Annotated in this window: 27 protein-coding genes and 1 riboswitch; of the genes, 8 read left to right on the top strand and 19 right to left on the bottom strand. The window is 71.9% G+C overall.

What is annotated here, in order from left to right; genetic code table 11:
- Positions 1 to 27: 27 nt before the first annotated feature.
- From F9C41_RS19960 to paaA, 8 genes are all read right to left on the bottom strand, one after another.
- The gene (locus F9C41_RS19960; RefSeq protein WP_155388359.1) at positions 28 to 723 is read right to left on the bottom strand and encodes a demethylmenaquinone methyltransferase; all 696 of its coding nucleotides are present in this window, start codon (positions 721 to 723) and stop codon (positions 28 to 30) included.
- A gap of 54 nt (positions 724 to 777) precedes the next feature.
- Positions 778 to 1587 carry a hypothetical protein gene (locus F9C41_RS19955; RefSeq protein ID WP_155388358.1) on the bottom strand — a complete coding sequence of 270 codons (810 nt, stop codon included), beginning with the start codon at positions 1585 to 1587 and terminating at the stop codon, positions 778 to 780.
- A 162-nt stretch (positions 1588 to 1749) separates the two neighbouring features.
- Positions 1750 to 2940, bottom strand: coding sequence for a cyclic dehypoxanthinyl futalosine synthase (gene mqnC, locus F9C41_RS19950; protein WP_155388357.1), 1191 nt, complete (start codon positions 2938 to 2940; stop codon positions 1750 to 1752).
- 62 nt (positions 2941 to 3002) lie between these two features.
- Entirely contained in the window at positions 3003 to 4052 is a 1050-nt protein-coding gene (locus tag F9C41_RS19945; protein ID WP_155388356.1) for a 2Fe-2S iron-sulfur cluster-binding protein, read from the bottom strand.
- A 10-nt stretch (positions 4053 to 4062) separates the two neighbouring features.
- Entirely contained in the window at positions 4063 to 4533 is a 471-nt protein-coding gene (paaD, locus tag F9C41_RS19940) for a 1,2-phenylacetyl-CoA epoxidase subunit PaaD (RefSeq protein ID WP_155388355.1), read from the bottom strand.
- A gap of 47 nt (positions 4534 to 4580) precedes the next feature.
- A complete protein-coding gene (gene paaC, locus F9C41_RS19935; protein WP_155388354.1) occupies positions 4581 to 5285 on the bottom strand; it encodes a 1,2-phenylacetyl-CoA epoxidase subunit PaaC in 705 nt (234 codons plus the stop codon).
- 64 nt (positions 5286 to 5349) lie between these two features.
- A complete protein-coding gene (gene paaB / locus F9C41_RS19930; RefSeq protein ID WP_155388353.1) occupies positions 5350 to 5634 on the bottom strand; it encodes a 1,2-phenylacetyl-CoA epoxidase subunit PaaB in 285 nt (94 codons plus the stop codon).
- Positions 5635 to 5689: 55 nt separating this feature from the next.
- Entirely contained in the window at positions 5690 to 6712 is a 1023-nt protein-coding gene (gene paaA / locus F9C41_RS19925; protein WP_155388352.1) for a 1,2-phenylacetyl-CoA epoxidase subunit PaaA, read from the bottom strand.
- Positions 6713 to 6935: 223 nt separating this feature from the next.
- Between paaA and F9C41_RS19920 the strand changes: the two genes are divergently transcribed.
- Together F9C41_RS19920 and F9C41_RS19915 are read left to right on the top strand one after the other, a co-directional pair.
- Positions 6936 to 7952, top strand: coding sequence for a serine hydrolase (locus tag F9C41_RS19920; RefSeq protein ID WP_155388351.1), 1017 nt, complete (start codon positions 6936 to 6938; stop codon positions 7950 to 7952).
- Positions 7953 to 8003: 51 nt separating this feature from the next.
- A complete protein-coding gene (locus F9C41_RS19915) occupies positions 8004 to 8948 on the top strand; it encodes a serine hydrolase (RefSeq protein ID WP_155388350.1) in 945 nt (314 codons plus the stop codon).
- Position 8949: 1 nt separating this feature from the next.
- Here the strand turns inward: F9C41_RS19915 and F9C41_RS19910 are convergent, their stop codons facing one another.
- Positions 8950 to 9798: a menaquinone biosynthetic enzyme MqnA/MqnD family protein gene (locus F9C41_RS19910; protein ID WP_407924708.1), complete on the bottom strand. Its 849-nt coding sequence runs from the start codon at positions 9796 to 9798 to the stop codon at positions 8950 to 8952.
- 75 nt (positions 9799 to 9873) lie between these two features.
- Entirely contained in the window at positions 9874 to 10443 is a 570-nt protein-coding gene (locus tag F9C41_RS19905) for an ArsR/SmtB family transcription factor (RefSeq protein WP_230689774.1), read from the bottom strand.
- Positions 10444 to 10576: 133 nt separating this feature from the next.
- On the opposite strand from F9C41_RS19905, the gene F9C41_RS19900 reads away from it, so the two are divergent.
- Positions 10577 to 12664 (top strand): HelD family protein, encoded by a 2088-nt coding sequence (locus F9C41_RS19900; RefSeq protein ID WP_155388348.1) that lies wholly within the window; start codon positions 10577 to 10579, stop codon positions 12662 to 12664.
- 64 nt (positions 12665 to 12728) lie between these two features.
- Here the strand turns inward: F9C41_RS19900 and F9C41_RS19895 are convergent, their stop codons facing one another.
- Entirely contained in the window at positions 12729 to 12926 is a 198-nt protein-coding gene (locus tag F9C41_RS19895; RefSeq protein ID WP_155388347.1) for a hypothetical protein, read from the bottom strand.
- A gap of 108 nt (positions 12927 to 13034) precedes the next feature.
- Here F9C41_RS19895 and F9C41_RS19890 point away from each other — a divergent pair, with 108 nt between their 5' ends.
- On the top strand, positions 13035 to 14354 hold the full coding sequence (locus F9C41_RS19890; RefSeq protein WP_155388346.1) for an aminotransferase class V-fold PLP-dependent enzyme: 1320 nt from the start codon (positions 13035 to 13037) through the stop codon (positions 14352 to 14354).
- On the opposite strand, the gene F9C41_RS19885 is transcribed toward F9C41_RS19890, so the two are convergent.
- From F9C41_RS19885 to mqnE, 6 genes are all read right to left on the bottom strand, one after another.
- Positions 14347 to 15114, bottom strand: a complete 768-nt coding sequence (locus F9C41_RS19885) for an ABC transporter ATP-binding protein (protein WP_155388345.1) — start codon at positions 15112 to 15114, stop codon at positions 14347 to 14349. The two genes, F9C41_RS19890 and F9C41_RS19885, sit on opposite strands and share 8 nt — an antisense overlap.
- Entirely contained in the window at positions 15114 to 16142 is a 1029-nt protein-coding gene (locus F9C41_RS19880) for a FecCD family ABC transporter permease (RefSeq protein ID WP_155388344.1), read from the bottom strand. The genes F9C41_RS19885 and F9C41_RS19880 overlap by 1 nt, the downstream gene beginning before the upstream one ends.
- Before the next feature lies 1 nt (position 16143).
- Positions 16144 to 17076, bottom strand: coding sequence for an ABC transporter substrate-binding protein (locus F9C41_RS19875; protein WP_155388343.1), 933 nt, complete (start codon positions 17074 to 17076; stop codon positions 16144 to 16146).
- Between the two features lie 88 nt (positions 17077 to 17164).
- Positions 17165 to 17310, bottom strand: a riboswitch (cobalamin riboswitch).
- A gap of 29 nt (positions 17311 to 17339) precedes the next feature.
- Positions 17340 to 17642, bottom strand: coding sequence for a DUF4229 domain-containing protein (locus tag F9C41_RS19870; RefSeq protein WP_155388342.1), 303 nt, complete (start codon positions 17640 to 17642; stop codon positions 17340 to 17342).
- Positions 17643 to 17700: 58 nt separating this feature from the next.
- Positions 17701 to 18132 (bottom strand): hypothetical protein, encoded by a 432-nt coding sequence (locus F9C41_RS19865; RefSeq protein ID WP_155388341.1) that lies wholly within the window; start codon positions 18130 to 18132, stop codon positions 17701 to 17703.
- Between the two features lie 4 nt (positions 18133 to 18136).
- Positions 18137 to 19306, bottom strand: coding sequence for an aminofutalosine synthase MqnE (mqnE, locus tag F9C41_RS19860; protein WP_155388340.1), 1170 nt, complete (start codon positions 19304 to 19306; stop codon positions 18137 to 18139).
- A gap of 149 nt (positions 19307 to 19455) precedes the next feature.
- Between mqnE and F9C41_RS19855 the strand changes: the two genes are divergently transcribed.
- Complete coding sequence (locus tag F9C41_RS19855) at positions 19456 to 20856, top strand: C40 family peptidase (RefSeq protein WP_155388339.1); 1401 nt, start codon at positions 19456 to 19458, stop codon at positions 20854 to 20856.
- Between the two features lie 339 nt (positions 20857 to 21195).
- The gene (locus F9C41_RS19850) at positions 21196 to 22974 is read left to right on the top strand and encodes a DEAD/DEAH box helicase (protein WP_155388558.1); all 1779 of its coding nucleotides are present in this window, start codon (positions 21196 to 21198) and stop codon (positions 22972 to 22974) included.
- 74 nt (positions 22975 to 23048) lie between these two features.
- On the opposite strand, the gene cds1 is transcribed toward F9C41_RS19850, so the two are convergent.
- Positions 23049 to 24140 carry an L-cysteine desulfhydrase Cds1 gene (gene cds1, locus F9C41_RS19845; RefSeq protein ID WP_155388338.1) on the bottom strand — a complete coding sequence of 364 codons (1092 nt, stop codon included), beginning with the start codon at positions 24138 to 24140 and terminating at the stop codon, positions 23049 to 23051.
- Positions 24141 to 24170: 30 nt separating this feature from the next.
- Entirely contained in the window at positions 24171 to 24620 is a 450-nt protein-coding gene (locus F9C41_RS19840) for an Lrp/AsnC family transcriptional regulator (RefSeq protein ID WP_120317818.1), read from the bottom strand.
- A 224-nt stretch (positions 24621 to 24844) separates the two neighbouring features.
- Between F9C41_RS19840 and F9C41_RS42040 the strand changes: the two genes are divergently transcribed.
- Together F9C41_RS42040 and F9C41_RS19830 are read left to right on the top strand one after the other, a co-directional pair.
- Positions 24845 to 25120, top strand: coding sequence for a BldC family transcriptional regulator (locus F9C41_RS42040; protein ID WP_120317817.1), 276 nt, complete (start codon positions 24845 to 24847; stop codon positions 25118 to 25120).
- Positions 25121 to 25324: 204 nt separating this feature from the next.
- On the top strand, positions 25325 to 26641 hold the full coding sequence (locus F9C41_RS19830) for a hypothetical protein (protein ID WP_155388337.1): 1317 nt from the start codon (positions 25325 to 25327) through the stop codon (positions 26639 to 26641).
- The last annotated feature ends 7 nt before the right edge of the window (positions 26642 to 26648 follow it).

The following is a 26648-nucleotide window of genomic DNA, read 5'->3' as shown; positions in this document are numbered from 1 at the left end:
GCGCGCCGTGTCCGGCGAACGCGTGGATCAGGCGGGCTTGACGGCCTTGTGCAGCGCCACGATGCCGCCGGTCAGGTTGCGGTACTTCACCTGGGTCCAGGCGTTCTCGCCAATGATCTTGGCGAACTCGTTCTGGTTGGGCCACGCCCGGATCGACTCGGCGAGGTAGACGTACGCCTCGGGGTTGCTGGAGACCTTGCGGGCCACCGCGGGCAGCGAGCGCATCAGGTACTGCAGGTACACGGTGCGGAACGCGCCGTTGACGGGGTGCGAGAACTCGCAGATCACCAGGCGGCCGCCCGGCTTGGTGACCCGGGCCAGCTCGCGCAGCGCGGCCGGGGTGTTCGCCACGTTGCGGATGACGAACGACGTGGTCACCGCGTCGAAGGTGTGGTCGGGGAACGGCAGCGCGAGCGCGTCTCCGGCGACCAGCGGCACGTGCGGCCGGTCGCGGCGGCCCACCGCCAGCATGCCCAGGGACAGGTCGACGCCGACCACGTACGCACCCGAGCGGGCCAGTTCCTCGGTGGAGACGCCGGTGCCCGCGCCCAGGTCGAGCACCTTCTCGCCGCGCTTGAGGCTCAGCGCGGCCCGGGTGGCGCGACGCCAGCCCTTGTCCTGGCCGAACGACAGCACGGAGTTGGTCTTGTCGTACTTCTCCGCGACGCCGTCGAACATGGCGGCGATCTCGTACGGCTCTTTATCCAGGTCTGCGCGGCTCACAGCGCCACTCTGCCAAACGCCGTCCGGGCGCGCTGCGGCGGCCGCCACACTGCGCTACCGGATCACCTGTGTGGCGTCCATGTCGTGGCCGCCGTCGTCGCCGCCGTCATCGTCGCGACCGGCGCGCACGCGCCACAGATACACCGCGCCGCCCAGCCCGACCAGGCCGAGCAGCACGACACCGAAGCCGATCAGCATCAGCCCGCTCAGTGTGGCGCTGCCGGACGCCGGCGGCTCCGACGGCTCGGCCACGGCCGGTGCCGTCGACTCCTCGGCGGACGGCTCCGCCGTGGCCTCGGGCGTCTCGCTCGGCGTCGCCGACGGGCTGGGTGTCGGCGACGCGGAGGCCGACGGCTTCGCCGACGGAGTTGAACTCGGCAGTGGCTTGGTGACGCCGTTGAGCACGATGTTCGTCGCGTTGTTCGACTTCTTCGCGTCGCACCCGCAGGTCACGCTGAACGCGCCGGGAGCGGTGATCTTGCGGTCGATCCGCAGGTCGAGGTTGCGGTTGACGAACTCGCCGGGCTTGAGGGTGAGGGCACCGCGCCAATCGGCGCCGAGCTGGCAGCGCGCCGTGGTGCGAGCCACGTTGTACACGCAGTTCGTCGCGCCGTTCGCCCGGATGATCACCGCACCCGCCGGAGCCCGGTAGGACACCGTCACCGGCTTCGCCGCGATCGGGTCGGGGCCCTTGTTGGCGAGGCCGACCGGCACGCTCACGGTCTGCCCGACCTCGCCCTCGCGGCCGTCCGCCGACTGCACCGCGAGATCCGATCCGGCGGCCCACGCGGGAGAAGCGGCGAGCCCGAGCCCGGCCAGCAGTGCCGTCAGCACCGCCGCGAGCCTCATCACGTGCCGTTCCATCGCCGTCCTCCCACGAATCGCCAACCCTGGACGGTAACCGCGAGTCCAGCCGGCGGCCCATAGGCCGAACAGTCACGCACAGCGTGGGATTGATCACGGGTTCGTGTCAGAAAGTGCGGTCCGGTCGCACTCTCTGACACGAAACAGCGATCTTGCAGCCGATCAGCGGGCGTCGACCAGCGGGAGCTGCTTGCCGACGCCGCCGCCGGCGATGGCGGTCGAGGAGAAGTGCGAGGTCACGCGCTCGTCGGTGGGGTCGTCGGCGGGAGTCCAGTGCACGTTCAGGTGCCGGTAGAGCGTGTCGCGCTGGGCGGGGATGCGGCCCGCGGTGCGGATGAGCTGGACCAGGTCGTGCAGGTTGGAGCGGTGCTTGGCGCCCGCCGAGGAGATGACGTTCTCCTCCAGCATGATCGAACCCAGGTCGTCCACGCCCATGTGCAGCGCGACCTGGCCCACGTCCTTGCCGGTGGTCAGCCAGGACGCCTGCAGGTGCGCCACGTTGTCGAAGAACAGCCGGGCCACCGCGATCAGGCGCAGGTACTCCAGCGAGGTCGCCTGCGTACGCCCCTTGAGGTGGTTGTTCTCGGGCTGGTAGGTCCACGGGATGAAGGCGCGGAAGCCTCCGGTGCGGTCCTGCACGTCGCGGATCATGGTGAGGTGCTCGATGCGCTCGGCGTTGGTCTCGCCGGTGCCCATCATCATCGTCGCGGTGGACTCGACCCCGTGCCGGTGCGCCACCTCCATGACCTCCAGCCAGCGCGCGCCCGACTCCTTGAGCGGGGCGATCGCCTTGCGCGGGCGGTCGGGCAGCATCTCCGCGCCGGCGCCGGCGATCGAGTCGAGCCCGGCCGCCTTGATGCGGACCACGGCCTCCTCGATGGAGACGCCGGAGACCTTGGCCATGTGCAGGATCTCGCTGGGCCCGATCGAGTGGATCATGAGTTGCGGGTACGCCTGCTTCACCGAGGCGAACATGGTCTCGTAGTAGTCCACGCCGTACTCGGGGTGGTGGCCGCCCTGCAGCATCACCTGGGTCGCGCCGAGCTCGACCGCCTCGCCGCAGCGGCGCAGGATCTCGGCGGTGTCGTGGGTCCAGCCCTCGCTGTGCTTGGGGGCCCGGTAGAAGGCGCAGAACTTGCACGCCGTCACGCACACGTTGGTGTAGTTGATGTTGCGGTCGATCAGGTACGTGACGACGCCGTCCGGGTAGCGGCGGCGGCGCACCGCGTCCGCGGCCTCACCGAGCGCGTGGAACGGCGCGTCGGTATACAGCAGCAGCGCCTCCTCGGAGCTGATGCGGCCGCCGTCCGCGGCCCGCTGCACAATGCTGTCGATCTCCCGGTTCGCACTCACGCCCCCGAGACTATCGGGTCGCCGCCCCGCCGGGCCCGGCTGGTCCGTCACACCCGGCCTGCTCAGGCGTCGAAGTCGAGCACCAGCTCCTCGCTCGTGGGGCTGGACTGGCACGTCAGCACGTATCCCGCGGCCAGCTCATCGGGCTCCAGCGCCCAGTTCGCGGCCATCTGCACCGCGCCGGAGACCACCTTCGCGCGACAGGTCGAGCAGACCCCGCCCTTGCACGCGTACGGCAGCTCGCCGCGGTGGCGCAGCGCCGCGTCCAGCACCCGCTCGGACCGGTCCATGGTGAAGTCGGTCGACCGTCCGTCCAGGACGATGGAGACCTCCACGTCCCCGCCCGCCACGTCGACGACCGGGGGCGCGACCTCTTCGGCGTGGAACAGCTCGACGTGCACCTTGCCGGTCGCGTCCACCGCCGCCAGCGCCTCGCGGGCCGCGCGCACCACGCCCAGCGGCCCGCACAGGAACCACTCCTGCACCTCGGCCAGCTCGAACTCCTTGAGCAGCATGGTCACCCGGTCCGCGTCCAGCCGGCCGGAGAGCAGCTCGCTGGGCTGCATCTCCCGCGACAGCACGTGCACCAGCTGCAGCCGCCCGGGGAAGCGGTCCTTCAGGTCGGCCAGCGCGTCGGCGAACATCACCTCGGCGCCGCTGCGGTTGCCGCAGAGCACGGCGAACGTGCTGCCCGGCTCGGTCTCCAGCGCCGCCGACACCAGCGACAGCACCGGCGTGATCCCCGACCCCGCCACGATCGCGCCGTAGCGGCGGGCGCGGGCCGGGTCCAGCTCGGTGGTGAAACGGCCGAGCGGCGGCAGCACCGGCAGCGTCTCGCCCGCCGCGAGCGCCTGCGCCCGGGTCGAGAAGACCCCGCCCGGCACCCGCTTCACGCCGATCGTCAGCGTGCCCCGCTCACGCAGCTGCGCGGGCGTCGAGCAGATCGAGTACGAGCGGCGCAGCTCGTCGTCCAGGCGTACGGTGACGTGCTGTCCCGGCCGGAAGGCGAAGGCCTGCCGCAGCTCGGCGGGGACCGCGAAGGTCAGCGCCACCGCGGACGGGGTCAGCTGCTCCACCGCGGTGACGGTCAGCTCGTGGAAAGTCGTGCTCACAGCGGCGTGCTCACAGTTTCTTGATCGCGTTGAAGGGTTCCAGGCAGGAGCGGCAGCTCCACAGGCTCTGGCAGGGCGTCGAGGCGTACCGGCTGATCTGCAGCACCGGCGTGGGCTGCCCGCCGTGCGCGTGCGCGCAGCGCGGGCAGGCCGGCGTGCCGGACGCACCCGGCGCCGCGATGCCGGTGCGCTCCAGCGCCGCCCAGCCCGATTCGGTGATCATGTCGGTGGACCAGGCCGGGCTGAGCACGGTCTTGACCTCGACGTCGGCGAACCCGGCCCCGGCCAGTGCGGCCCGGATGTCGTCGCGGATCGCGTCCATCGCCGGGCAGCCGGAGTAGGTCGGCGTGATCGTCACCGTGACCCGGCCGTCCGCGAGCTCCGCGCCGCGCACGATGCCCAGCTCACCGATGGTGACCACACGCAGTTCCGGATCGGGCACCGCACCGGCGATCCTTGCGATCTCCGTCTGCGCCGTCATCACGCCCTCCCTCCGGTCGCCCCGCGCCGCCGTGGCGACGGCCGTGCTCACCACTGCGCCCCGGGGTGCGCCCGATGCAGCGACTGCATCTCTGCCAGCAGGAAGCTCAGGTGCTCGGTGTGCCGCCCCGCCCGGCCGCCGTCGGGCCGCCAGCGGTCGGCGGGGCGGGTCAGGCCCGACTCCGCCAGCACCGGCTCGACCAGCGCCAGCCAGCGGTCGCGGATGCCCTCGGTCAGCTCGTGGCCGTAGGGCCAGAGACCGTCCAGCGCCTCCTGCACCCGGCGGTGCGACTGCTCGGTGCCGCCGCCCAGCCGCAGCATCCACTGGGTGGCGTGGTCGAGGTGGTAGGTCGACTCCTTGACCGCCTTCGCCCCGATGCCCGCCGCCTGCTCGTCGGCGCCCGCCGCGAGGTCGGTGTAGCGCAGCAGCTGCGCCGCCGACAGCATGAGCAGCCAGGTCATCGTCCAGCCGAAGTCCAGGTCGCCGCGGGCCGGCCCGAGCGGCAGCTCGGCCAGCAGACAGTTGCGGAACCCCTGGTCGTCACGCCGGTATGCCAGCTCGTCCTCGTCGCCCGCGGTGGCCAGCAGCATCCGGGCCGCGCCGAGCTGGTCGAGGGCGATGTTGGCCAGCGCCACGTCCTCCTCCAGCGTGGGCGCGCGCGACACCCATTCGGCCAGCCGCTGGGCCGCGATCAGGGCGTCGTCCCCGAGGGCCAGCAACTCCACCTCGGTGCGCTCAGCAAGCTCGCTCACGCCCGCTCCTCGCTTCGCTCGTCACCGGCGGGCACCGCGCCCATGGTTCGCTCGCTGCGCTCGCTCACAGGTGTGCCACCCCCTCGGGCAGCTCGTAGAAGGTCGGGTGCCGGTAGATCTTGTCGGCGGCCGGGTCGAAGAAGGAGTCCTTCTCGTCCGGGCTCGACGCGGTGATCTCCGTGGCGGGCACCACCCAGATGGAGACGCCCTCCTGGCGCCGGGTGTAGAGGTCACGCGCGTGGCGCAGGGCCATGTCCGCGTCCGGCGCGTGCAGGCTGCCGGCGTGGGTGTGGGACAGCCCGCGCCGGGGCCGGACGAACACCTCCCACAAGGGAACGTCGCTGGTCACGCCCACTCCTCGCTGCGCTCGTCGCCGGCGGCCGCCGCGCTCATGGTTCGCTCGCTCACGCCAATACCTTCCTGTTCTTCGCCGCGTACGCCGCGGCCGCCTCGCGCACCCAGGCGCCGTCCTCGTGCGCCCGGTTGCGGTGCGCCAGCCGCTGGCGGTTGCAGGGGCCGTCGCCCTTGACCACCCGCATCAGCTCGTCGAAATCGGGAGACGTGTAGTCGTAGTGGCCGCGCTGCTCGTTCCACTTCAGGTCGGGGTCGGGCAGCGTGACGCCGAGGATCTCCGCCTGCGGCACGCACATGTCGACGAAACGCTGGCGCAGCTCGTCGTTGGAGAAGCGCTTGACCTTCCACGCCATGGACTGCGCCGAGTGCGTGGAGTCCGCGTCCGGCGGCCCGAACATCGCCAGCGACGGGTACCACCAGCGGTCCACCGCGTCCTGCGCCATCGCCCGCTGCGCGGGGGTGCCCTGCGCGAGCACGTACAGCGACTGGTAGCCCTGGCGCTGGTGGAAGGACTCCTCCTTGCACACGCGGATCATGGCGCGCGCGTACGGCCCGTACGAGCAGCGGCACAGCGGCACCTGGTTCACGATCGCGGCGCCGTCCACCAGCCAGCCGATCGCGCCCATGTCGGCCCAGCTGAGCGTGGGGTAGTTGAAGATCGAGCTGTACTTCTGCTTGCCGGTCAGCAGCGCGGCGTCCAGCTCCTGGCGGCTGACGCCGAGCGTCTCCGCGGCGGCGTAGAGGTAGAGCCCGTGCCCGGCCTCGTCCTGCACCTTGGCCAGCAGGATCGCCTTGCGCCGCAGCGAGGGGGCGCGGCTGATCCAGTTGCCCTCGGGCTGCATGCCGATGATCTCGGAGTGCGCGTGCTGGGCGATCTGGCGGATCAGCCCCGCCCGGTACGCGTCGGGCATGGCGTCGCGCGGCTCGATCTTCTGATCGGCGGCGATCACCGCGTCGAACGACGCCTCGCCGTCCAGCGCCCGTTCGGCGGCCTCCCGCAGCGCGGCCTCGGCCTCCTCGACCTCGCCGAGCAGCCTTTCCGCGCCAGCAACCCCTGGCATACCGGTCTCCATGCGGCCAGTGTTACAGCTTTGCGCGTATCGGCGCAACAACTGTCACAACCAGCCGCACGGCGGCCGCCCCACCGTGACCTGCATCACTGCTGGTACCCGGAATGAGCGCGAGCAAGACTCGGAAATGGCAGCTCACGCAGGTACGACCTACCGTTGCTGCCAATCCGGGACCACCCCATACCCGGGCGACCCACGACAATGCCGTCAACGGGAGCACCCCCATATGCGCCGCCGCACACCTCTCACCGCCGCGACGACCGCGCTCGGCGTACTGGTCCTCGCGCTGGTGGCCCCTACCGCCACCACGGCTCTCACCGGCTCGCAGAATGTCCAGGTGAGCGCAGAAGCCGCGGGCACCCCGCCGACCCCGGCCCCGATCGCCGTGCCCGGCGCGGCCCCCAAGACCACCGCCACGCCCGTCCCGAACGCGGGTGCCGCCTCGCCGACCGCCGACGCCGCCAGCCAGCGCGCCTCCTCGCGAGCCGCGGACCGGCCGACCCGGTCGCTCACCGCGGGCCGGGTCAACCTGGCCTTCACCGGCGACTTCGTCGGCTACGCCATGCTCGACCGGCGCACCGGCCAGATCGTCGCGTCCCGCAACGCCACGCAGACCAGCAGCACCGAGTCGATGATCAAGGTGTGGCTGGTCGCCGACCACCTGCGCCGTGCCGCCGAGTCGGGCCAGCCGGTGACCCCGCAGGAGCTGGCCCAGGCCAGCGCCGCGATCAGGCACTCCGACGACGGCGCCGCGCAGGCCCTCTACCGGGCCGGCGGCGGCAACGAGGTCGTGCAGCGGATGATCGACGTCTGCGGGCTGACCGACACCACACTGTTCGACCAGTGGTGGAGCCGCACCCAGATGTCGCCTCGGGACGCGGTCCGGCTGGCGCAGTGCGTCGCCGACGGCACCGCGGCGGGCCCGCGGTGGACCGGCTGGGTGCTCACCGAGATGCGCTCGGTGAGCGGTTCCACCGCCGCCGAGGAACAGTTCGCCACGACGGGCGGCGGCCGGTGGGGCATCATCGACGGCGTACCCGACACCCTCGCCCGCACCCTCGCCATCAAGAACGGCTGGACGGCCATCGGCGCCGACGGCAACTGGCACCTGAACTGCCTCGCCATCAGCGATGACTGGATCATGAATGTGATGACCCGCTACCCCGTCGAGAGCGGCCTGCAGTACGGGGCCGACGTGTGCGCCTCCGTGGCGCGACAGCTGGTGACGCCACCGGCGACCTGACCTTCCGGCGGACACCCCTCCGCGCCCCGCCCACCCCCGGAGTTCCCCCTCATGACAGAGCTGTTCACCCGTCGCCGTGCGCTGCTGGCCGGCACCGCCGGACTGACCGCGCTGGCCGGCGGCGGTTTCTGGCTGGCCGGTCGCGGCAGCGGCGACCCCGCCGTCGCCGCCAACTGGCAGGACCCCGCCGTGTCGCCCAGCGCCGCGGCGAGCCCCGAGTCCGCGGTCGCGCGCAGCGTGCCGGTGCAGCCCGGGCCGCCCGGCCTGGAGCAGGGCGCCGTGGACGTGCTGGCCGCCCCCAACCCGGGGGCGCTGGTCAGCGTGCAGACGAGCGCCTGGTGGAGCTGGGCGCTGATGGACCGGAAGACCGGCAAGATCGTCGGTTCGTCGAACTTCAACCAGACCAACATGACCGCCTCGATGATCAAGGCCTGGCTGGCCGCGGACTACCTGCGCCGCGCGGCCGAGGCCGGGCAGACGCCGAGCGCGACGCGGATGAACGAGATCCGCACGATGATCCGCGACAGCGCCAACCCACCCGCCGCCACGCTGTACGAGGAGCTGGGCCGCTCGGCGACGATCGCGCGCCTGATCGACGTCTGCGGGCTGACCGACTCCAAGGCGGGCGACGGCTGGAGCACCACCCGGCTGTCCGCCCGCGACACCTGCCGCATCGCGCACGCCATCGGCAGCGGCAAGGCGGCCGGACCCACCTGGACCAGCTACCTCGTCGGCGAGATGCGGGCGGTGCGCGGCACCGGCAACTTCGGCATCCGCAAGGCGTTCCCGGCCGCGGAGCAGTCCGGCATCGCCATCAAGAACGGCTGGGTCGACCGCCAGGCCACCAAGGAGTGGAACGTCAACTGCCTGGCCCTGGGCGACGACTGGACCATGGCGGTGCTGACCCGGTTCCCGCTGAGCACCGCCTGGACGCACGGCGGCGAGATCGCCAAGTCCGTCGCCACCCAGCTGCGCACCAAGACCGACCTGGTCTGAGCTACAGCTCCATGAACTCCGGGCCGCCCTCGGGCAGGGCCGGGGCCCGGCCGGCCAGCGCGGCCCGGCGGGCGAACTCGCGCAGGCCGTTGATCTGCCGACCGCCCAGCGAGAAGTCCAGCACGCGGAAGTACGAGGCGAGCGTGGCGGCGTCGAAGGGCTCCCAGCGGGCCGCCGACGCGGCGACCTCGTCCAGGTTGTCCACGCACAGGTCGCGCGAGCGCAGGAACGCCTGGTGCACCTCCTTGACCAGGCCGGGGTGCGCGGCGGCGAAGTCACGCCGGACCGCCCACACCGCGAACACCATCGGCAGGCCGGTCCACTCGCGCCAGGCCTGGCCCAGGTCGGTGACGGTGAGCCCGCGCCTGGGCGCCTCGAACAGCGCGCGCAGCGCCGTGTCGCCGATGAGCACGGCCGCGTCGGCCTCCAGCAGCATCTGCGTCAGATCGGGCGGGCAGGTGAAGTAGTCCGGGCTCGCGCCGTAGCGCTCCAGCAGCAGCATCTGCGCCAGCAGCACGCTGGTGCGCGAGGTGCTGCCCAGCGCGACCTTCGTGCCGTCGAGTTCGTTCAGCGGCTTGGTGGAGACGACGTTGACCGACAGCACCGGGCCGTCCGAGCCGACCGCGAGGTCGGGCAGCAGCAGCAGCTCGTCCGCATGGCGCAGGTATTCCACCAGCGAGATCGGACCGATGTCCAGGTCGCCGGCGACGAGCGCCTCGCTGAGCCGGTCGGGGGTGTCCTTGTGCAACTCGACGTCGATCAGGGCGCCTGAGCGCATCAGTCCCCAGTAGATCGGGAGACAGTTCAGGAACTGGATGTGCCCTACCCGGGGACGCTGCACCGCGTTCATGATCAGGGAGCCTACCTGCCGCGGGCGACCGCTCGGGCGATGCCCGCGGAAGGTGTGACCTGTGAGGCTCGCCGGTCAGTCCACCGGCACCGCGCGTATCTGGCAGGTGACGCGCCGTGCGTCGGCGGGCACGTCCTTGCGCTTGCTCACCTTGTACGGCTCCAGCAGCCCGGCCATCTTGTCGGTGAGCGCGGTCAGCTCGTCGGCGGTGATGACGATGCCGAACTCGCTCATCAGCGCGGCGTCGAACCACTGCGTCGTCTCCTCGTGCGAGCGCGACAGCCACCGGCGCACCCGCTCGTCGCCCTGGGCCAGGAAGACCCCGGCCACGGCGCTCTCGGCCGCGCGGGCGTCGGAGCCGCCGTCCGGCCCGATCTCCAACGACCAGCCGCGGGTGCGGGCCCGCCACACCCGTTCCCGGCCGTCGCCCCGGCTCGGCGCATCCTCGATCAGCCCCGCCTTGGCCAGCGCCCGAAGGTGGTAGCTGGTCGCGCTGGGGGACAGGCCGACCATCTCCGCACACTCGGTGGCCGTCGCGTCCTCACCGGTGGCGGAGAGATGATCCATGATCGCAATACGGGCTGGGTGCGCCAGCGCCCGCATCACCGACGGGTCGGTGATCTTCAGCAGTCCCTCGGAGCTCACCGGTAAAGAAAATCACGTGACCGCCCGTCGATGACAGCTACCATGGTCGGTCGATTGTGAAGGGCACTGCCGACAGCGCTCATCCAGGAGCGCAGCGCCGGGCGGCCGATCTTTCTCGCCCGAGAGGACGGCCATGACCGCCGTAACCCCGACCGCCAACGAGACCCCCACCGCACCGACCGCCGACGAACTGTCCGCCGAACGCGCCCACCTCACCGCCTCGCGCGCCGCGTTGAAGGCCATGCGCGAGCGCGCCGAGCAGCTGTTCACCGTCGGCGACCAGGTCGCCGGCGACGCGTACACCGCCGAGCAGCTCGGCCGGCAGATGGCGCAGCGCATCAAGGAACTCTCCGACGACCCGGCGGTGCCGCTGTTCTTCGGCAAGCTGACCATGGCTGCCGCTGGTGGGGAGCCGTCCGCTGGCGGATTGCCGGAACGAGCCACCAGCGGTGCCGAGCGCTGGCACATCGGCCGCCGCCACGTCTCCGACGCCGTCGGTGAGCCGATGGTGCTCGACTGGCGCGCTCCCATGTCGCGCCGGTTCTACCAGGCCAGCGCCCGCGACCCGCAGGAGGTGGCGGTGCGCCGCCGGTTCGGCTGGTCGCCCGCCCCGGCCCGCGGCAGCACGGTGCTGACCAGCTTCGAGGACGAGCACCTCGACCACGGCCAGGAGCTGGGCACCGGCAGCGCCATCCTCACCGCCGAGATCGAACGCCCCCGCGTCGGCCCGATGCGCGACATCGTCGCGACCATCCAGCCCGAGCAGGACGAGCTGGTGCGCGCCGATCTCGAGGACACCATCTGCGTACAGGGCGCGCCCGGCACCGGCAAGACCGCGGTCGGCCTGCACCGCGCCGCGTACCTGGTCTACCTGCACCGCGAGCGGCTGCGCCGGTCCGGCGTGCTGATCATCGGGCCGAACCGGGCGTTCCTGCACTACATCTCCGCGGTGCTGCCCGCCCTCGGCGAGCTGGAGGTCTCCCAGGCGACCGTGGCCGAACTGCTCGACCAGCTGCCGGTGCGCGCCGAGGACGGTGTCGCGGCCGCCACCCTCAAGCACGACCAGCGCATGGCACAGGTGCTGCACCGCGCGCTGTGGGCCCGGATCGCCCGGCCCACCGGCCCGATCACCGTCTCGGACGGCTCCTACCGCTGGCGCGTCGACGAGGGCGTGCTGCGCCGGGTCGTCGACGAGGTGCGCCGCGAGCAGCCGCCGTACGCCCTGGGCCGGGAGCGGGTGCGCGCCCGCGTGGTGGGGCTGCTGCAGCGACAGTCCGAGGCCCGCCGCGGCGACTCCCCGCCGGACACCTGGCTGCGCAAGATGGGCAAGGTCAAGGCCGTGGCGGAGCTGCTGGACCACTGCTGGCCCGCGGTCACCCCGCAGCAGCTGCTGGCCGACCTCTACACCGACGCCGAGGCGCGCAGCCGCGCCGCCGACGGGCTGCTCACCCCCGAGGAGCAGGAGCTGCTGCACTGGGCCAAGCCGCCGCGCAGCCTGCGCAGCGCGCCGTGGACCGCGGCCGACGCGGTGCTCGCCGACGAGGTCGCCGGCCTGCTCGACCGGCAGGCGGGCTTCGGCCACATCGTCATCGACGAGGCGCAGGACCTGTCCCCGATGCAGGCGCGGGCGCTGGCCCGGCGCACCGGCCACGGCTCGCTGACCGTGCTCGGCGACCTCGCCCAGGGCACCACGCCGTGGGCCGCCCGCGACTGGCGCGACCTGCTCGGCCACCTGGGCCGCCCCGACGGCCGCATCGTGCCGCTGAGCACCGGTTTCCGGGTGCCCGCCGTGGTCGTCGCGCTGGCCAACCGGCTGCTGCCCGCCCTCGACGTGGCGGTGCCGCCGGCCCGCTCGCTTCGGCGGGACGGCTCGCTGGAGGTAACCGAGTCCGCCGACGTGGTCACGGCGGCCCGGACCGCGCTGACCCGCGAGGGCTCGGTCGGCGTGATCGCGGCCGACGCGGCGGTGCCCGCGGTGCTCGACGCCCTGCGCGCGGCCGGTCTCGAACCGTCCGACCTGGACGGTGACGGCCGCCTCACCGTCGTGCCCGCGACGCTGGTCAAGGGCCTGGAGTACGACCACGTCATCGTGCTCGAACCCGCCGCCATCGTCGCCGCCGAACCACGCGGCCTGCACCGCCTCTACGTCGCCCTCACCCGCGCCGTGACCAGCCTCATCGTCCTGCACACCGAACCCCTCCCGGACCCGCTGCGCGACTGACGGACACCCGAGAGCCCCGCACGACCGATCCGCACGGGGCTCTCGTGGTCAACTCAAGTTGCGTCTAGGCGGCAAGCGGCGTGGCCTCCCACGGCTTGTCCATGGCCTCCAGCCTGCGGACATGCGCCCAGTGCTGCCGCGCGGCAGCGATGCGGCCTTCGGCATCGGCAGTCTCCGCCCAGCCACGAACCTGGGCGATGTACTCCTCATGATCCGCGCGCATGAACCCATGGAGCGCTGCGATGTGCTCATCCACGTTCATGACCGGCCTCCAGCCTTTCGTCAAGCCTGCCGAGGTGACGGGCTCTGGCGTTAGGACCCGGCCCTGTTACGGATAGCGGACTGAGGACGGTCGTGGTCCCATATGGCGATGGGTGAGCTTTCTGTCAGCCGTCGGGGGCTGCTGGGCGGACTGACCGCCACCGCCGCGCTGGGCGCACTGTCGGCGTGCGACGCCGACCCCGTCATGGAGACCCCGCGACCCACTCCCGGCCCACTGGACCCCGGCAGCTGGGACAGCGTGCGGCAGCAGTTCCTGCTGGACACGGCCAAGGCGCAGTTCGCCGCGTTCGTGTTCGCCAGCCCACCCGCCGACGTGCGGGCAGCGATCGCAAGGCACCGCGACGGCCTGGACCGGGACACGGTCGGCTACCTGCACGCCCAGGAGGAGAACGCGCGGCAGCGGCTGCACCTCGCGGCCGGCAAGTACCTCGGCGGGTCCGGCGACCACGTGTACTTCACCGACTCGACCACGATGGGGCTCGGCCTGCTCTACGGCGGGATCGCGCTGCGGCCCGGCGACGAGGTGCTGACCACCGAGCACGACTTCTACTCCACGCACGAGTCGCTGCGGTTGCGCGCGGCCCGCGACGGCGTGACGGTGCGCAGAGTGCGGCTGTTCGCCGAGCCCGCCACGGCGAGTGCCGACCAGATCGTGCACACCCTCACGAAGTCCCTCACTCCGGCCACCCGGGTGGTCGCGGTGACCTGGGTGCACTCCAGCACCGGACTCCGGATGCCGATCCGCGCCATCGCCGACGTGCTCGCCGCGCACAACCGTGACCTGCCCCCGGACCGGCGGGCCCTGCTGTGCGTGGACGGGGTGCACGGCTTCGGCGCGGTCGACGCGGGGCCGGCCGAGCTGGGCTGCGACTTCCTCGTCTCCGGCTGCCACAAGTGGCTGTTCGGGCCGCGCGGCACCGGGCTGGTGTGGGGCCGGCCCGAGGCGTGGGCCAGGTTCCGGCCCGCGATCCCGACCTTCGAGCAGGCGGGATTCGCGAACTGGCTGGGACTCGATCCCGCGCTGCCCGCCCCGTCAGCGTCACCGGGCGGTTACCACAACTTCGAGCACCTGTGGGCGCTGGAGCAGGCGTTCGACCTCCACGCCGCGCTGACCCGCCGCCGCGTCGCCGAGCGCACCACCGCCCTCGCCACTCGGCTCAAGGAGGGCCTGGCCGGCATCGACGGCGTCAAGCTGATCACGCCGAAGTCGGCTGAGCTGTCCGCAGGGCTGGTCTGCTGCGAGCTGAAGTCGATGAGCCCGGCGTCGGCCGTCTCGGCGCTGCTGACCAAGGGGATCGTCACCAGCACGACCCCGTACAACCCGTCCTACCTGCGGTTCGGGACGAGCATCGTCACGAACGAGGCGGACGTGGACCGGGCGGTCGCGGCGGTACGCGAGATCAGCTGAGCCGCACGGGGACCACGATCGGGCCGAACTCGCCCGCGATGACGCGGACCCGGGCGCGGTAGTGCCGCGCGAGCAGTTCCTCGGTCAGCACCTGCGCGGGCGGGCCGTCGGCGGCGATCCGGCCCTCGGCCAGCAGCACCAGCCGGTCGGCGTACTCGCCCGCCACGGACAGGTCGTGCATGGTGGCCAGCACGGTCAGCGCGCGTTCCTTGCGCAACCGGTCGACCAGCTCCAGCACCTCCTGCTGGTGGCCGATGTCCAGCGCCGAGGTGGGCTCGTCGAGCAGCAGCAGCGGCGCGCCCTGGGCCAGCGCGCGGGCCAGGAACACCCGCTGGCGCTCGCCGCCGGACAGCGTCTCCAGCTCGCGCCCGGTGAACCGGCGCAGTTCGAGGGAGTCGAGCACCTGCTCCACGATGGACAGATCCTGCGCCGACTCGCGGCCCAGCGGGGCGATGTACGGCGTGCGCCCGAGCAGCACGTAGTCGAGCACCCGCATGCCGGGCGGCACCACGGGCTGCTGGGCGACCGTGGCCACCAGCTGGGCTCGGCGACGGCGCGGCAGCGCGCTGGTCGGCGTACCGTCGATGATGATCTTTCCATGGCTCGGCACCGCGCCGCCCACGGCCCGCAGCAGGGTCGACTTGCCCGCGCCGTTGGGCCCGATCACGGTGACCCACTCGCCGGAGGCCACGGTCAGGTCCACGCCGTGCAGGATCTCGGCGTCGCCCAGGGTCACCCGGACGCCCTCGACGGCCAGCATCAGACGCTCACCCGCCGGGTCGAGCGCAGCACCAGGATGAAGAACGGCGCGCCGAAGAACGCGGTGACCACCCCGATCGGCAGCTCGCCCGGGGCGATCAGGGTGCGCGCGGCGAGATCGGCCAGGGCCAGGAAGGCCGCGCCGAACAGCAGCGACAGCGGCAGGATCGACCGGTACGAACCACCGGCCAGCAGCCGCACCACGTGCGGCACGATGATGCCGACGAAGCCGATCAGGCCGGACACGGCGACCGCGGCGGCGGTGCCCAGCGAGGCCGCGGCCAGCAGGATCATCCGGGAGCGCTGCGGGTGCAGGCCCAGGCTCGCCGCCTCGGTGTCGCCGACGCTGAGCACGTCCAGCTCCCGGCGCAGGGCCAGCACCACGACCGTGGTGACCACCACGTACGGCAGCAGCAGCGTCACCTCGTGCCAGCCGTTGGTGGCCAGCCGCCCGAGCAGCCAGGAGTACACCTCACGGATGGTGTCCACGTTGCGCTGCAGCAGGTAGGTCTGGATCGCGGCGAGGAAGCTCGACACGGCCACCCCGGCCAGGATGAGCGTCGCCGACGAGCGGTCCCGCCCACCGGCCACCCCGAGCAGGTAGGTGACCACGACCGCGATCCCGGCCCCGGCGAACGCGGCCAGCGGCAGGAACGGCCCGGCCCGGAACGCGATCGCCATGGTCGCGCCGAGCCCGGCGCCCGCGGCGACGCCCAGCAGGTAGGGGTCGGCCAGCGGGTTGCGGAAGACGCCCTGGTAGCAGCCGCCGGCCAGGGACAGCATCGCGCCGACCAGCAGGCCCAGCACCACCCGCGGCAGCCGCAGCTCGGTGATGATGGCGATCTCGCGCTCGTTCAGCCCCGACGGCAGGTCCACGCCGGGGATCAGGTTGAGCAGTTCCGCCGCGACCGAGCCGGGCGGCAGCGTCACCGGGCCCAGGGCGACCCCGGCGACGAGCGCGACCAGCACGGCCCCGATCCCGGCGGCGAGCCACCCGGGACGCAGCCGTGCCGGTCGCAGCGTCGTCACGTCAGGCCGGGACCTTGTTCGCGGCGTCGACGATCGCGCGGATCAGGTCCACGACGCGCGGGCCCCAGCGCGAGGCGATGTCGTCGTCCAGCGCCACGACCTGGCCCTTGCTGACGGCGGTCATCCCGGCCCAGCCGGCCCGCGCCTGCACCGCGGCCAGGTCCTGCTTGCAGCACTTGGTGTCGGCCAGGAAGATCAGGTCGGGGTTCGACTTGACCAGCGACTCGGCGGTGAGCTGCGGGTATCCGCTGCCCTTGGTGTCGGCGGCGTCGGCCACGTTCTTCAGGCCGGCCAGCTCGAACAGCGAGCCGATGAAGGTCTTCGAGGTCACCGAGTACAGCGTCGGGTCCAGCTCGTAGTAGTAGGACAGCGGCGTCGCCCGCTTCGGCAGGTCCTTGACCAGCTTGGCGACGTCGTCCTTCATCTGGCCGGCGAGCGCGGTCGCCTCGGCGGTGTGCCCGGTCAGCGTGCCCAGCTCGGCGAGTTGCCGGTAGGTGTCCTCCAGGGTGACCGCGGCCGGGGCCACGTACACCGGGATCTTCAGAGTGGTCAGCTGGGCGACCACGTTGTTGGCGTCGGTGCTGAGCACGACCAGGTCGGGGCTCTTGGCCGCGACGGCCTCGGCGTTGGGCTGGAAGCCGGACAGCTCGGTCTTCGGCGCGTTCGCCGGGAAGTTCGAGTTGTCGTCGACGGCGACGACCTGGCCGCCGGCGCCGATCGCGAAGAGCATCTCGGTGGTGGTCGGCGACAGCGACACGATCTTCACCGGCTGCGCGGGCAGGGTCACCGAGCCGACGGTCACCGGGTACGCCGCGGCGGCGCTCGACGGGGCAGGGGTCGCCGGGTCGTTCGTCGCGCAGGCCGCGAGCGCGGCCACGAGGCCGGCGGCGGCGAGCGCGCCAATGGCGCGGCGGGAAAGGAAACGGGTGCGCACTGATCCTCCTATCGGTCGAGGCAGGTCCTTCGCCGACAGGGCCCGATCAGGTGGGGCAGCCCGGTCCGCGAGACGCCCTTCCTCGAGAGCGTGGTTCGCGACTGCCGCAGGCGACCTGGCTCGCCCACCCGAGCAGGGGTGGGATCACAGTTGCGGGACAGCGCCGGGTTCGCACCGGCTTCGCTGCGGGACAGTCAGGCGACACCGTAATACACACCCGTGCCGATACACGCGACGCGGAGTGGAGGATGTGCGCAGGCTCATCACGCCTGGGTCTTGTGGACCTCTTCGACGGCGGCGGGCACGTCCTCGGTGGGCTCAGTCTCGCCGGCCAGGGCGGCGCGCAGCCGGTCCTTCTCGGCCTTGCGGCGGTCCACCGCGCTCTCGACCTGGGCGGTCACGTCGTCACGGAGGTTGCGCAGCAGGAACCAGCTCGCCGCGGCCGAGACCAGAATCGCGATCATCAGCTTGAGCAGCAGGCTCAGGTTCGGCACGAACCACAGGGCGGCGAAGACGGCCAGGAAGAGGACCAGCCTGGCGAGCGTGTACTTGACAGCAGGACTCACCGGTCCAGGGTAGCCGCCGAAGCTGCCGGTCCTCGGTCAGCCCCGCTCGGGACGCGGGTCAGCCCCGGTCGGCGACCGCCAGCCCGAGGTGCCAGAGCACCGCGTACACCACCGTGGTCACCAGCGCGCCCAGCCCACCGGAGACCAGTGGCGGGAAACCGGACGCGACGCCCACGGCGAGCACGCCCAGCACCACCGCGAGCAGGCCGGCGGCCGGGGCCACGGCGAGCCGCCCCCGGTGGCCCGCCGCCGCCTTGAACTGCTCCACGAAGATGATCGCCGGGAAGATCACCGCGAGCCAGCCGGTGAGGTCACCGAACTCGCCCATGCCCAGCAGCGCGAACAGGCCGTCGAAGGCGACCATGCCGAGCACGCTGATGACGTACCCGGCCAGCGCGTACGCCACCAGGTCGGTCAGCGCGACGATGCGCCCGGACGCGTCCCGCCGCGGGCCTTTGCGCTGCTCGTCGGCCGGGCTGGAGTCGGCCACCCCGTCAGGCCCAGACCTGCTGCGGCTCGCTGCGCCGCTCGGCCATGCTGACCGGCGCGTCGTACTCCTTGACGACCTGGTAGCGGGTGTCCCGCTCGACCGGGGTGAACCCGGCGTCCCAGATCAGGTGGAGCAGGTCGTCGCGGTGCATGGTGTTCGGGGTGCCGTACGAGTCGGCGTCGTGCGTGATCTTGTACTCGACGACCGAGCCGTCGAGGTCGTCCACGCCGAAGTTCAGCGACAGCTGGGCCAGCGACAGGCCGTGCATGACCCAGAAGCACTTGATGTGGTCGAAGTTGTCCAGCATCAGCCGGGACACCGCGAACGTCTTCAGCGACTCGGCCGGGCTCGCCATGGTGGTCTGCGCCTGGATCCGGTTACGGATCTTGCCGTCCGCGCTGTCGTGGAAGTCGTGCTGGTAGCGCAGCGGGATGAAGACGGTGAAGCCGCCGGTCTCGTCCTGCAGCTCGCGCAGGCGCAGCACGTGGTCGACGCGGTGCCGCGGCTCCTCGATGTGGCCGTAGAGCATCGTCGAGGGGGTGCGCAGGCCCTTGCTGTGCGCCAGCCGGTGGATGCGCGACCAGTCCTCCCAGTGGCAGGCGTGGTCGACGATGTGCTGGCGGACCTCCCAGTCGAAGATCTCGGCGCCACCGCCGGTCAGCGACTCCAGGCCGGCCTCCATCAGCTCGTCGAGGATCGCGTCGGCGGTCAGGCCGGAGATCTTCTCGAACCACTGCACCTCGGTAGCGGTGAACGCCTTCAGCTTGACGTTCGGCAGCGCCTGCTTGAGCTCCTTGAGCACGCGCGGGTAGTAGCGCCACGGCAGCGTCGGGTGCAGACCGTTGACGATGTGCAGCTCGGTGAGCTGCTCGTCCTTCATCTCCAGCGCCTTGGCGACGGCCTGCTCCACCCGCATGGTGTAAGCGTCCTTCTCGCCCGGCTTGCGCTGGAACGAGCAGTACGCGCAGCTGGCCGAGCAGACGTTCGTCAGGTTCAGGTGCCGGTTGACGTTGAACATCACCCGGTTGCCGTTCTTCTCGGTGCGCACGTGGTGCGCGAGCCGCCCCAGCCAGGCCAGATCGTCACTCGCGTAGAGCGCCTCACCGTCTTCGCGGCTGAGCCGCTCTCCGGCATAGACCTTCTGCTCCAGCTCACGCTTCAAACCCACGTCCATGGCAGTGAGCCTACGACGTGCCGCCAGAGTGCCTGTTGCTGCCCTTGACAGCCGTTGTTCAACCAGACGCCACCGGGACAGAAGGGTCGACATCGAACCTGATTTCCGGTAGGAACTCTGTGGGACCAACGGGGAGGGCGGGGCCACTGATGTCCAAGCGTCGAAGCGGGCAAGCGCGTCGGCAGAGCCAGCTTGCGGTCGGCTCGGCCGTCCTCAGCGCGCTCATCGCCGGTGGCATCGCCGTGCCCGCCGCCGCGGACCCGCCCGTCGGTTCGAAGATCACCGCGATCCCGGACGCGGGCCTGCGCCCCCAGCCCGACGGGCTGCCGACCCTGCCGCTCGGCTCGCTCAGCCAGCCGCGCACCCAGCCGCTGACGGCACAGGCCGCACTGCTGGCGCAGTACAGCGCCGCCGAGCTGGAGCTGTCCGTGCTCGGCGCCCGCCGCAGCGACCTCTACCAGGCCTACACCAACACGGTCGTGGCCAAGGCGATGGCCGACTACGCCTGGCGCGCCACGGCCGACACCCTGCGCACGGCCAAGGAGGCCGCCGAGGCCGCCGCCGTCGCCGAATACCAGGCCGCCGTGAAGGCGCCGCCGCACCTGGGCGACTCGCTCGGCGAGCTGGGGCAGCTGATCCCGCGCACCGCCTCGACGCCGGAGACCGAGGCCGTGCTCAACGACCTCGCCACCGCGCAGCAGGAGGAGCGCCAGGCCTACACGGTGCTCACCACGGCCATCACCGCCGAGCAACAGGCGTCCACGGCGTATTCGGCCGTGGAGAAGGAGTTCAAGCGCAAGGAGACCGCCTTCCTGGAGCTGAAGCGGCGACTCGCCGAGCTTCAGTCCGAAGCGGACCGGCTGCGCGAGGTCCAGGAGCAGAACCTCGGTTCCGCCTACAGCCCCGGCAAGAGCAACGCCGGCCTGGTCGCGGCCGCCAAGGCGCAGCGGGCCGTCCTGTTCGCGCTGAGCCAGCGCGGCAAGCCCTACCGCTGGGGCGACGAGGGTCCGAACACCTACGACTGCTCGGGTCTGATGCTGGCGTCATACAAGGCGGCCGGGATCACCCTCAACCGGGTCGCCAAGGACCAGTACTACGGCACCCGCGCCAAGACCGTGAGCAAGTACGCGCTGCTCCCCGGCGATCTGGTGTTCTTCGCCACCGACCCGAACGACTGGCGCACCATCCACCACGTCGGCATGTACCTCGGCGACGGCAAGATGGTCCACGCGCCCCGCACCGGCGACGTGGTGCGACCCGCGACGGTGAGCCTGGGCAGCATCGACTTCGCCACCCGGGTGGTGGACGCGCTGCCGGCCCCGAACCAGCCCGCCCCGACTCCGACCGCGAGCCCGTCGCCCACGAGGACTGCCTCACCGAGCCCGACGGTCGGCGCCTCGCCGTCGAGCAGCAGCTCGCCGAGTGCCCCGCCGGCCGAGTCGCCGTCCCCGGAACCGGAGGAGTCGCCGTCCCCCGAATCGCCCGCGGCGGAGAGCCCGAAGGCCAGCCCGTCGCCGTCGCCGACCCCCACCCCGACGCCCTCGGCGTGACCCAGGTCACCCCGCCGAAACAGGGCTGCGGGGTGACCCCCACTACACCGCCGTGTTATTCGCGGGGCGGTGGCGGCGAATACCGGTACACTCAACGGGTTGTTCTGGGCGCGCTAGGCGCGCCCTCGAGCGTTCCTGCGGGTGACTTGCAGCGGCACGAGGCCGCGCGGCGCGGGGATGCGCCACCCGAGAGGTTTCGCTTTGACTCAGCACGACCCTGCCCTGTTCCCGTCCGTCTTCGAGATCAACATCGATGTCGAGGGCAAGGCCGCGGCCGCGAAGGCCGCCGCCGAGGAAGCCGCAGCGGCGACCACCACCACCACGGATGTCGTTGACGTCGTGGCCGTCGTCGAGGCCGCGGACTCCGCCGCCGCCACCGATGAGGACACCACCGAGCACGTCCCGAGCTTCGCCGAGCTCGGTGTGCCGCGCGCCCTGGTGCGCGAGCTCACCCGCGCCGGCATCACCCAGCCCTTCGAGATCCAGGCCGCCACCCTGCCGGACGCACTCGCCGGACGCGACGTGCTCGGCCGCGGCCAGACCGGTTCCGGCAAGACCCTCGCTTTCGGACTGCCGCTGCTGGCGCGCATCGCCGAGGGCAAGCCGGCCCGCCCGCACCACCCCAAGGCCCTGATCCTGGTGCCCACCCGTGAGCTGGCCATGCAGGTCGCGGACGCACTGCGCCCGCTGGCCAAGGCGATGGACCTCTACACCGGCACCGCGGTCGGCGGCGTGCCGTACGACCGGCAGATCCTCGGCCTGCAGCGCGGTCTCGACCTGATGATCGCCACCCCGGGCCGCCTCGGCGACCTGATCCAGCGCGGTGCCTGTGCGCTGGACGACATCGAGGTCACCGTCCTGGACGAGGCCGACCAGATGGCCGACATGGGCTTCCTGCCCGACGTCACCGAGCTGATGGCCAAGACCCCGGCCGGCGGGCAGCGCCTGCTGTTCTCCGCCACCCTCGACGGTGACGTGGACACGCTGGTCAAGCGGTTCCTGAACAACCCGGTGACGCACTCGACCAACCCGGCCGAGGCTTCGGTGTCCACCATGGACCACATGATGCTGCTGATCCCGCCGCAGGAGAAGTTCAAGGTCACCGCGGCGATCGCGAACCGTCCGGGTCGGACGATCATGTTCGCGCGCACCCAGATGGGCGTGGACCGCCTGGTGGACCAGCTGCGCGAGGTCGGCGTGCGGGCCGGTGGCCTGCACGGCGGCAAGACCCAGAGCGTCCGTACGCGGACCCTGGCGCAGTTCAAGGAGGGCCGGATGAGCGTCCTCGTCGCCACCGACGTCGCCGCGCGCGGCATCCACGTCGACGGCGTCTCGCTCGTCGTGCACATCGACCCGCCGAAGGACCCCAAGGACTACCTGCACCGGGCCGGCCGCACGGCCCGGGCCGGCGAGTCCGGCGCGGTGGCCACCCTGGTGCTGCCCAAGCAGCGCCGCTCCACCATCTCGATGATGGAGAAGGCCGGCGTGGCCAAGCCCGCCGAGCACCGGCTGCGCGTCGACGACCCGAAGCTGGTCGAGCTGACCGGTGCCGTGGAGCCGTCGGGCCAGCCCGTGGTCGAGGAGCCGGAGCCCCGGTTCCAGCGCGGCGGACGCCGCGACTCGGGCCGAGGCGGCTACGGCGACCGCGGTGGCTACGGCGACCGCGCCCCGCGCCAGTACGGCGACCGGCCCTTCCGCGGCGACCGCCCGCAGGGTGACCGGCCCTTCCGGGGCGACCGCCCGCAGGGTGACCGCCCGCAGGGTGACCGGCCGTTCCGCGAGCGCACCTACGGCGACCGCCCCCAGGGTGACCGGCCGCCGTTCCGCGGCGAGCGCTCGTTCGGTGAGCGCCCCCAGGGCGACCGCCCGCAGGGTGACCGCCCGTTCCGCGAGCGCACCTACGGCGACCGCCCCCAGGGTGACCGGCCGCCGTTCCGCGGCGAACGCTCCTTCGGTGACCGTCCGCAGGGTGACCGGCCCTTCCGTGGCGACCGCCCGCAGGGCGACCGCCCGGTCCGTGCCGACCGGCCGCAGGGTGACCGCCCGTTCCGCGAGCGCGCCCACGGCGACCGCCCCCAGGGTGACCGCTCCTACGGCGATCGCCGCAACGCGAGCTGAGCAACAGCTGACACGAAGGCGTCGCGCCTGCCGTCACCACGGCGGAGCGCGGCGCCTTCGCCGTTCCCGGGCGATCAGTCCTGCCAGGCGCCTGTGGCCAGGAAGTGGCGGACGGTGGTCAGCGGATCGGCCAGCTCGAGGCCCTGCCCGGCCAGCCAGCCGTCGTCGTAGTAGGTGTGCGCGTAGCGCTCGCCGCCGTCGCACAGCAGGGTGACCACCGAGCCGGTCTCACCCCGCGACAGCATGTCGGCGATCAGGCCGAACGCTCCCCACAGGTTGGTGCCCGTCGAGCCGCCCACCCGGCGGCCCAGCACCTCGGAGGCGACCCGCATCGCGGCCAGCGAGCCCGCGTCGGGCACCCGCACCATCCGGTCGACGACGTGGGGCTGGAAGGACGCCTCCACCCGCTGCCGGCCGATGCCCTCGATCCGGGAGCCCTTGCCGGTCGTCAGCGTCGGATCGCCCGACTCGTAGGACGGGTAGAAGGCCGAGTTCTCCGGGTCCACCACCAGGATCTTCGTGCAGTGCCGCTGGTAGCGGACGTACCGGCCGATGGTGGCCGAGGTGCCGCCGGTGCCCGCGCCGATCACGATCCAGGACGGCACCGGGTGCCGCTCCAGCTCCATCTGCTGATAGATCGACTCGGCGATGTTGTTGTTGCCGCGCCAGTCGGTCGCCCGCTCGGCATAGGTGAACTGGTCCATGAAGTGGCCGCCGCGGTCCTCGGCCAGCCACTTCGCCTCGACGACCACCTGCGCCGGATCGTTGACCAGGTGGCACTCGCCGCCCTGGAACTCGATCAGCTCGATCTTCTCCTTGCTGGTGGAGGCGGGCATGACCGCGATGAACGGCAGCCCCAGCATGCGCGCGAAGTACGCCTCGGAGACCGCGGTCGAGCCCGAGGACGCCTCGACGACCGTCGTGCCGGCCCGGATCCAGCCGTTGCACAGCGCGTAGAGGAACAGCGAGCGGGCCAGCCGGTGCTTGAGCGAGCCGGTGGGGTGCACCGACTCGTCCTTGAGATAGAGGTCGACGCCCCACGACACGGGCAGCGGGAACGGCAGCAGGTGGGTGTCCGCGCTGCGGTTGGCGTCCGCCGCGACCTTGCCGATCGCCTCGGTCACCCACGCCCGGTCGTCGTCACAACACCTGTCCAGCTGCTCCATGCCCGGACCGTAGCATTCCGCGAATGAGCTTCAGCTGAGCAGCGGCCTCGGGCGGCCCTCGAAGGTGGTGGACAGCGCGATGGCAGTGCGGGTCCGGGCCACCCCGCGGGTGCGCGAGAGCTGCACGATGAGCTGCTCCAGCTCCGCGATGGTGCCGACCCTGGCCTTGACCAGGTATGACTCCTCGCCGGCCATGAAGTAGCACGACTCGATCTCCGACAGGCCCTGCAGCGCCGCGGAGACGTCCTCCATGTCGACGGCAGGGTCGGCGACGATGCCGATCAGCGCGGTGACGCCTAGGTCGATGGAGCTGGGCTCCACGTCCGCGTGGTAGCCGCGGATCACGCCCGACGACTCCAGTTTGCCGACGCGGTCGTGCACCGCCGGCGCGGAGAGGCCGACCTGTCGCGCGAGCTCCGCGTACGAGAGGCGGGCGTTGTTGCGCAGCAGGTCAAGCAGGTTGCGGTCGATCGCGTCCACACAGAGCACCTTAGAGGCAGTTTCTTCCAGAGTGGGCACGGAGGGGCGCATCTTCGGGCAATATACGAATGAGGTTCGCAACATATGGATGTGAACCCCCCAAAAGGTGCATACGACCAATTTAGGGACATCGGCTAATGATGATGCTCTAATTGGGCGTACGTCCCAGCGGAGGCGGCAACCGGGTGCGCCCGAACCAACTCCGTCGACGCAAGGAGGTGGGCGTGGACACAGGAGATCGCCTGTTGACACCTGGCGAGGTGGCCGCGCTGTTCCGGGTCGACCCAAAGACGGTGACCAGGTGGGCAGCGGCCGGACGCATCGGCAGCATTCGCACGCCGGGCGGCCACCGCCGGTTCCGCGAGTCGGAGGTGCGGGCACTGCTCGAGGGCGAGGGCGAGTTCGACGAGGACAACCCGCCGGGCAGCCCCAGCCCCGCGTCGCCGCCCGGCGCGGGCGCGACACCGCGGGCGGCGGGCAGCCGGCCGGGCGGATACTGACCGCAGCGGTCCAACCAGGACCTCTACCGAGCGGTACGACACGGCGGTCGTAATGGTCGTACCCTCATCAGCGGCGCTGACCCGGCGCCAGGAACACGGCACGTCCCGGCGCTCGCCTCCGTCCGCGGGAAGGGACTCACCACGTTCCTTGAACGGGCCACCGAACCGTGTGGCCCGTGCCGGACCCGAGGATCGAGTCGCCGCATGCCAACCAACCGGCGCGCCGCCCAGCTGCTGGCCGCGACGTGCTCGGCGCTGACCGAGACCACCCGGCGGCACATGCCCGCCGGCCCCTACCGGGACTTCACCACGTGGGCCTATTCGGCGGACAATCCCCGGCGGCACGAATACCTCCAGAGCACCGGCGTCGTCCAGCTCGTCACCATGAACATCAGGATGCTCAGCGGCCTGGTCGAGGAGGACGACTGGCCGGCCATGCTGCAGCACGCCGGTCTGATGAACGCCTACCAGGTGTTCGAGGTCGTCTCCGACGACCTGGCCATCGGCCTGGGACACCCCCTGCTCGACGCCGCCCAGACCCGCCGGCTCGAGCTGATCGGCGCGCTCAACCGGTCCATGCTCCAGGCGCTGGTCCCCGGCCGGAACACCCCCGCCATGCTGCTGCTGTCCGGACCGGCCCGCGAGGCCGCCCGCCACGCCTCCGGCTTCGAGCAGAGCCTGGTGAAGGGCAAACGCGCCGGCATGGCCGAGGACTACGCCCGCCACGTCGGCGCCGATGCGCCGCTGCTGCAGGACGTCGAGTACGGCCTGTGGGCCGCACTCGTCGCCAACGTGGAGAGCTGCCGCGACCTGGTCGACGGCATCGACGGCGCGCCCACCGCCTCGCTGGTGCGGCAGGGCCTGGCCGACCGCTACCGGGCCGTCGAGCGCACCCTGCGCGCGGAGCATCTGTCTCGGCTCGACCTGGCCGCGCTCGGCGGGCAGAGCATCCTCGTGCTGCCGACGCTGGGCTACTTCGTCTGCGTGCTGAACGACGTGCTGGCGCCGGTGCCCGCGCAGCGCGCGGTGCTCGCCGACGGCACCCTCAGCGACCTGCTGTCCGATGCCGCGCTGCTGGTGCGGCTGCAGAACGACCTGGGCACCCGGCTGCTGCGGATGCCCGCGGTGCAGCAGCACGCGCTGATCAACCGCATCGTGCGGGCCTGCGACGCCGGCGGGCCCGACACCGCCGAGGGCGCCCTCGACCGGCTCGCCGTCGACCCGGACGCCGCGTTCAACCGCCTGCAGAAGGACATCGTCAACGGCGAGGCCAACGTCGCGCTCTGGCACGCCCGCCGCGCCGCCGACGCCACCGGCGCGCTCACCGCCCTGGCCGACAGCCTGGCCTACTACTCCGGCCTGTACGCCCTGCACAGCGCGCGCCTCGCCGCCGGCCTGGCCGCCCTCGACGCCCGCCTCGACGACCGCCGCGCCACCACCCTGATCGACCGGTTCGTCCGCTTCCACGAGCGGATGTACTCCCACGCCCACACTGACCCCCTGGGCGAGTACGCCATCTGACCCAGGC

The sequence above is a fragment of the Catellatospora paridis genome (genome assembly GCF_009720365.1).
Classification (GTDB): Bacteria; Actinomycetota; Actinomycetes; order Mycobacteriales; family Micromonosporaceae; genus Catellatospora; species Catellatospora paridis.
The sequence above is the reverse complement of the archived record's forward strand: the minus strand, read 5'-3'. Positions and strand labels throughout refer to the sequence as shown.

Excerpts from the sequence above, each read along its gene's own strand:
- F9C41_RS19895 (WP_155388347.1), bottom strand. The coding sequence starts at position 12,926 with ATGAACGTGGATGAGCACATCGCAGCGCTCCATGGGTTCATGCGCGCG.
- F9C41_RS19830 (WP_155388337.1), top strand. The coding sequence starts at position 25,325 with ATGCCAACCAACCGGCGCGCCGCCCAGCTGCTGGCCGCGACGTGCTCG.
- paaA (WP_155388352.1), bottom strand. The coding sequence starts at position 6,712 with ATGGAGACCGGTATGCCAGGGGTTGCTGGCGCGGAAAGGCTGCTCGGC.
- F9C41_RS19920 (WP_155388351.1), top strand. The coding sequence starts at position 6,936 with ATGCGCCGCCGCACACCTCTCACCGCCGCGACGACCGCGCTCGGCGTA.
- F9C41_RS19915 (WP_155388350.1), top strand. The coding sequence starts at position 8,004 with ATGACAGAGCTGTTCACCCGTCGCCGTGCGCTGCTGGCCGGCACCGCC.
- paaD (WP_155388355.1), bottom strand. The coding sequence starts at position 4,533 with ATGACGGCGCAGACGGAGATCGCAAGGATCGCCGGTGCGGTGCCCGAT.
- F9C41_RS19890 (WP_155388346.1), top strand. The coding sequence starts at position 13,035 with ATGGGTGAGCTTTCTGTCAGCCGTCGGGGGCTGCTGGGCGGACTGACC.
- F9C41_RS19885 (WP_155388345.1), bottom strand. The coding sequence starts at position 15,114 with ATGCTGGCCGTCGAGGGCGTCCGGGTGACCCTGGGCGACGCCGAGATC.
- cds1 (WP_155388338.1), bottom strand. The coding sequence starts at position 24,140 with ATGGAGCAGCTGGACAGGTGTTGTGACGACGACCGGGCGTGGGTGACC.
- F9C41_RS19855 (WP_155388339.1), top strand. The coding sequence starts at position 19,456 with ATGTCCAAGCGTCGAAGCGGGCAAGCGCGTCGGCAGAGCCAGCTTGCG.
- F9C41_RS19955 (WP_155388358.1), bottom strand. The coding sequence starts at position 1,587 with ATGGAACGGCACGTGATGAGGCTCGCGGCGGTGCTGACGGCACTGCTG.
- F9C41_RS19910 (WP_407924708.1), bottom strand. The coding sequence starts at position 9,798 with ATGAACGCGGTGCAGCGTCCCCGGGTAGGGCACATCCAGTTCCTGAAC.
- mqnE (WP_155388340.1), bottom strand. The coding sequence starts at position 19,306 with ATGGACGTGGGTTTGAAGCGTGAGCTGGAGCAGAAGGTCTATGCCGGA.
- F9C41_RS19900 (WP_155388348.1), top strand. The coding sequence starts at position 10,577 with ATGACCGCCGTAACCCCGACCGCCAACGAGACCCCCACCGCACCGACC.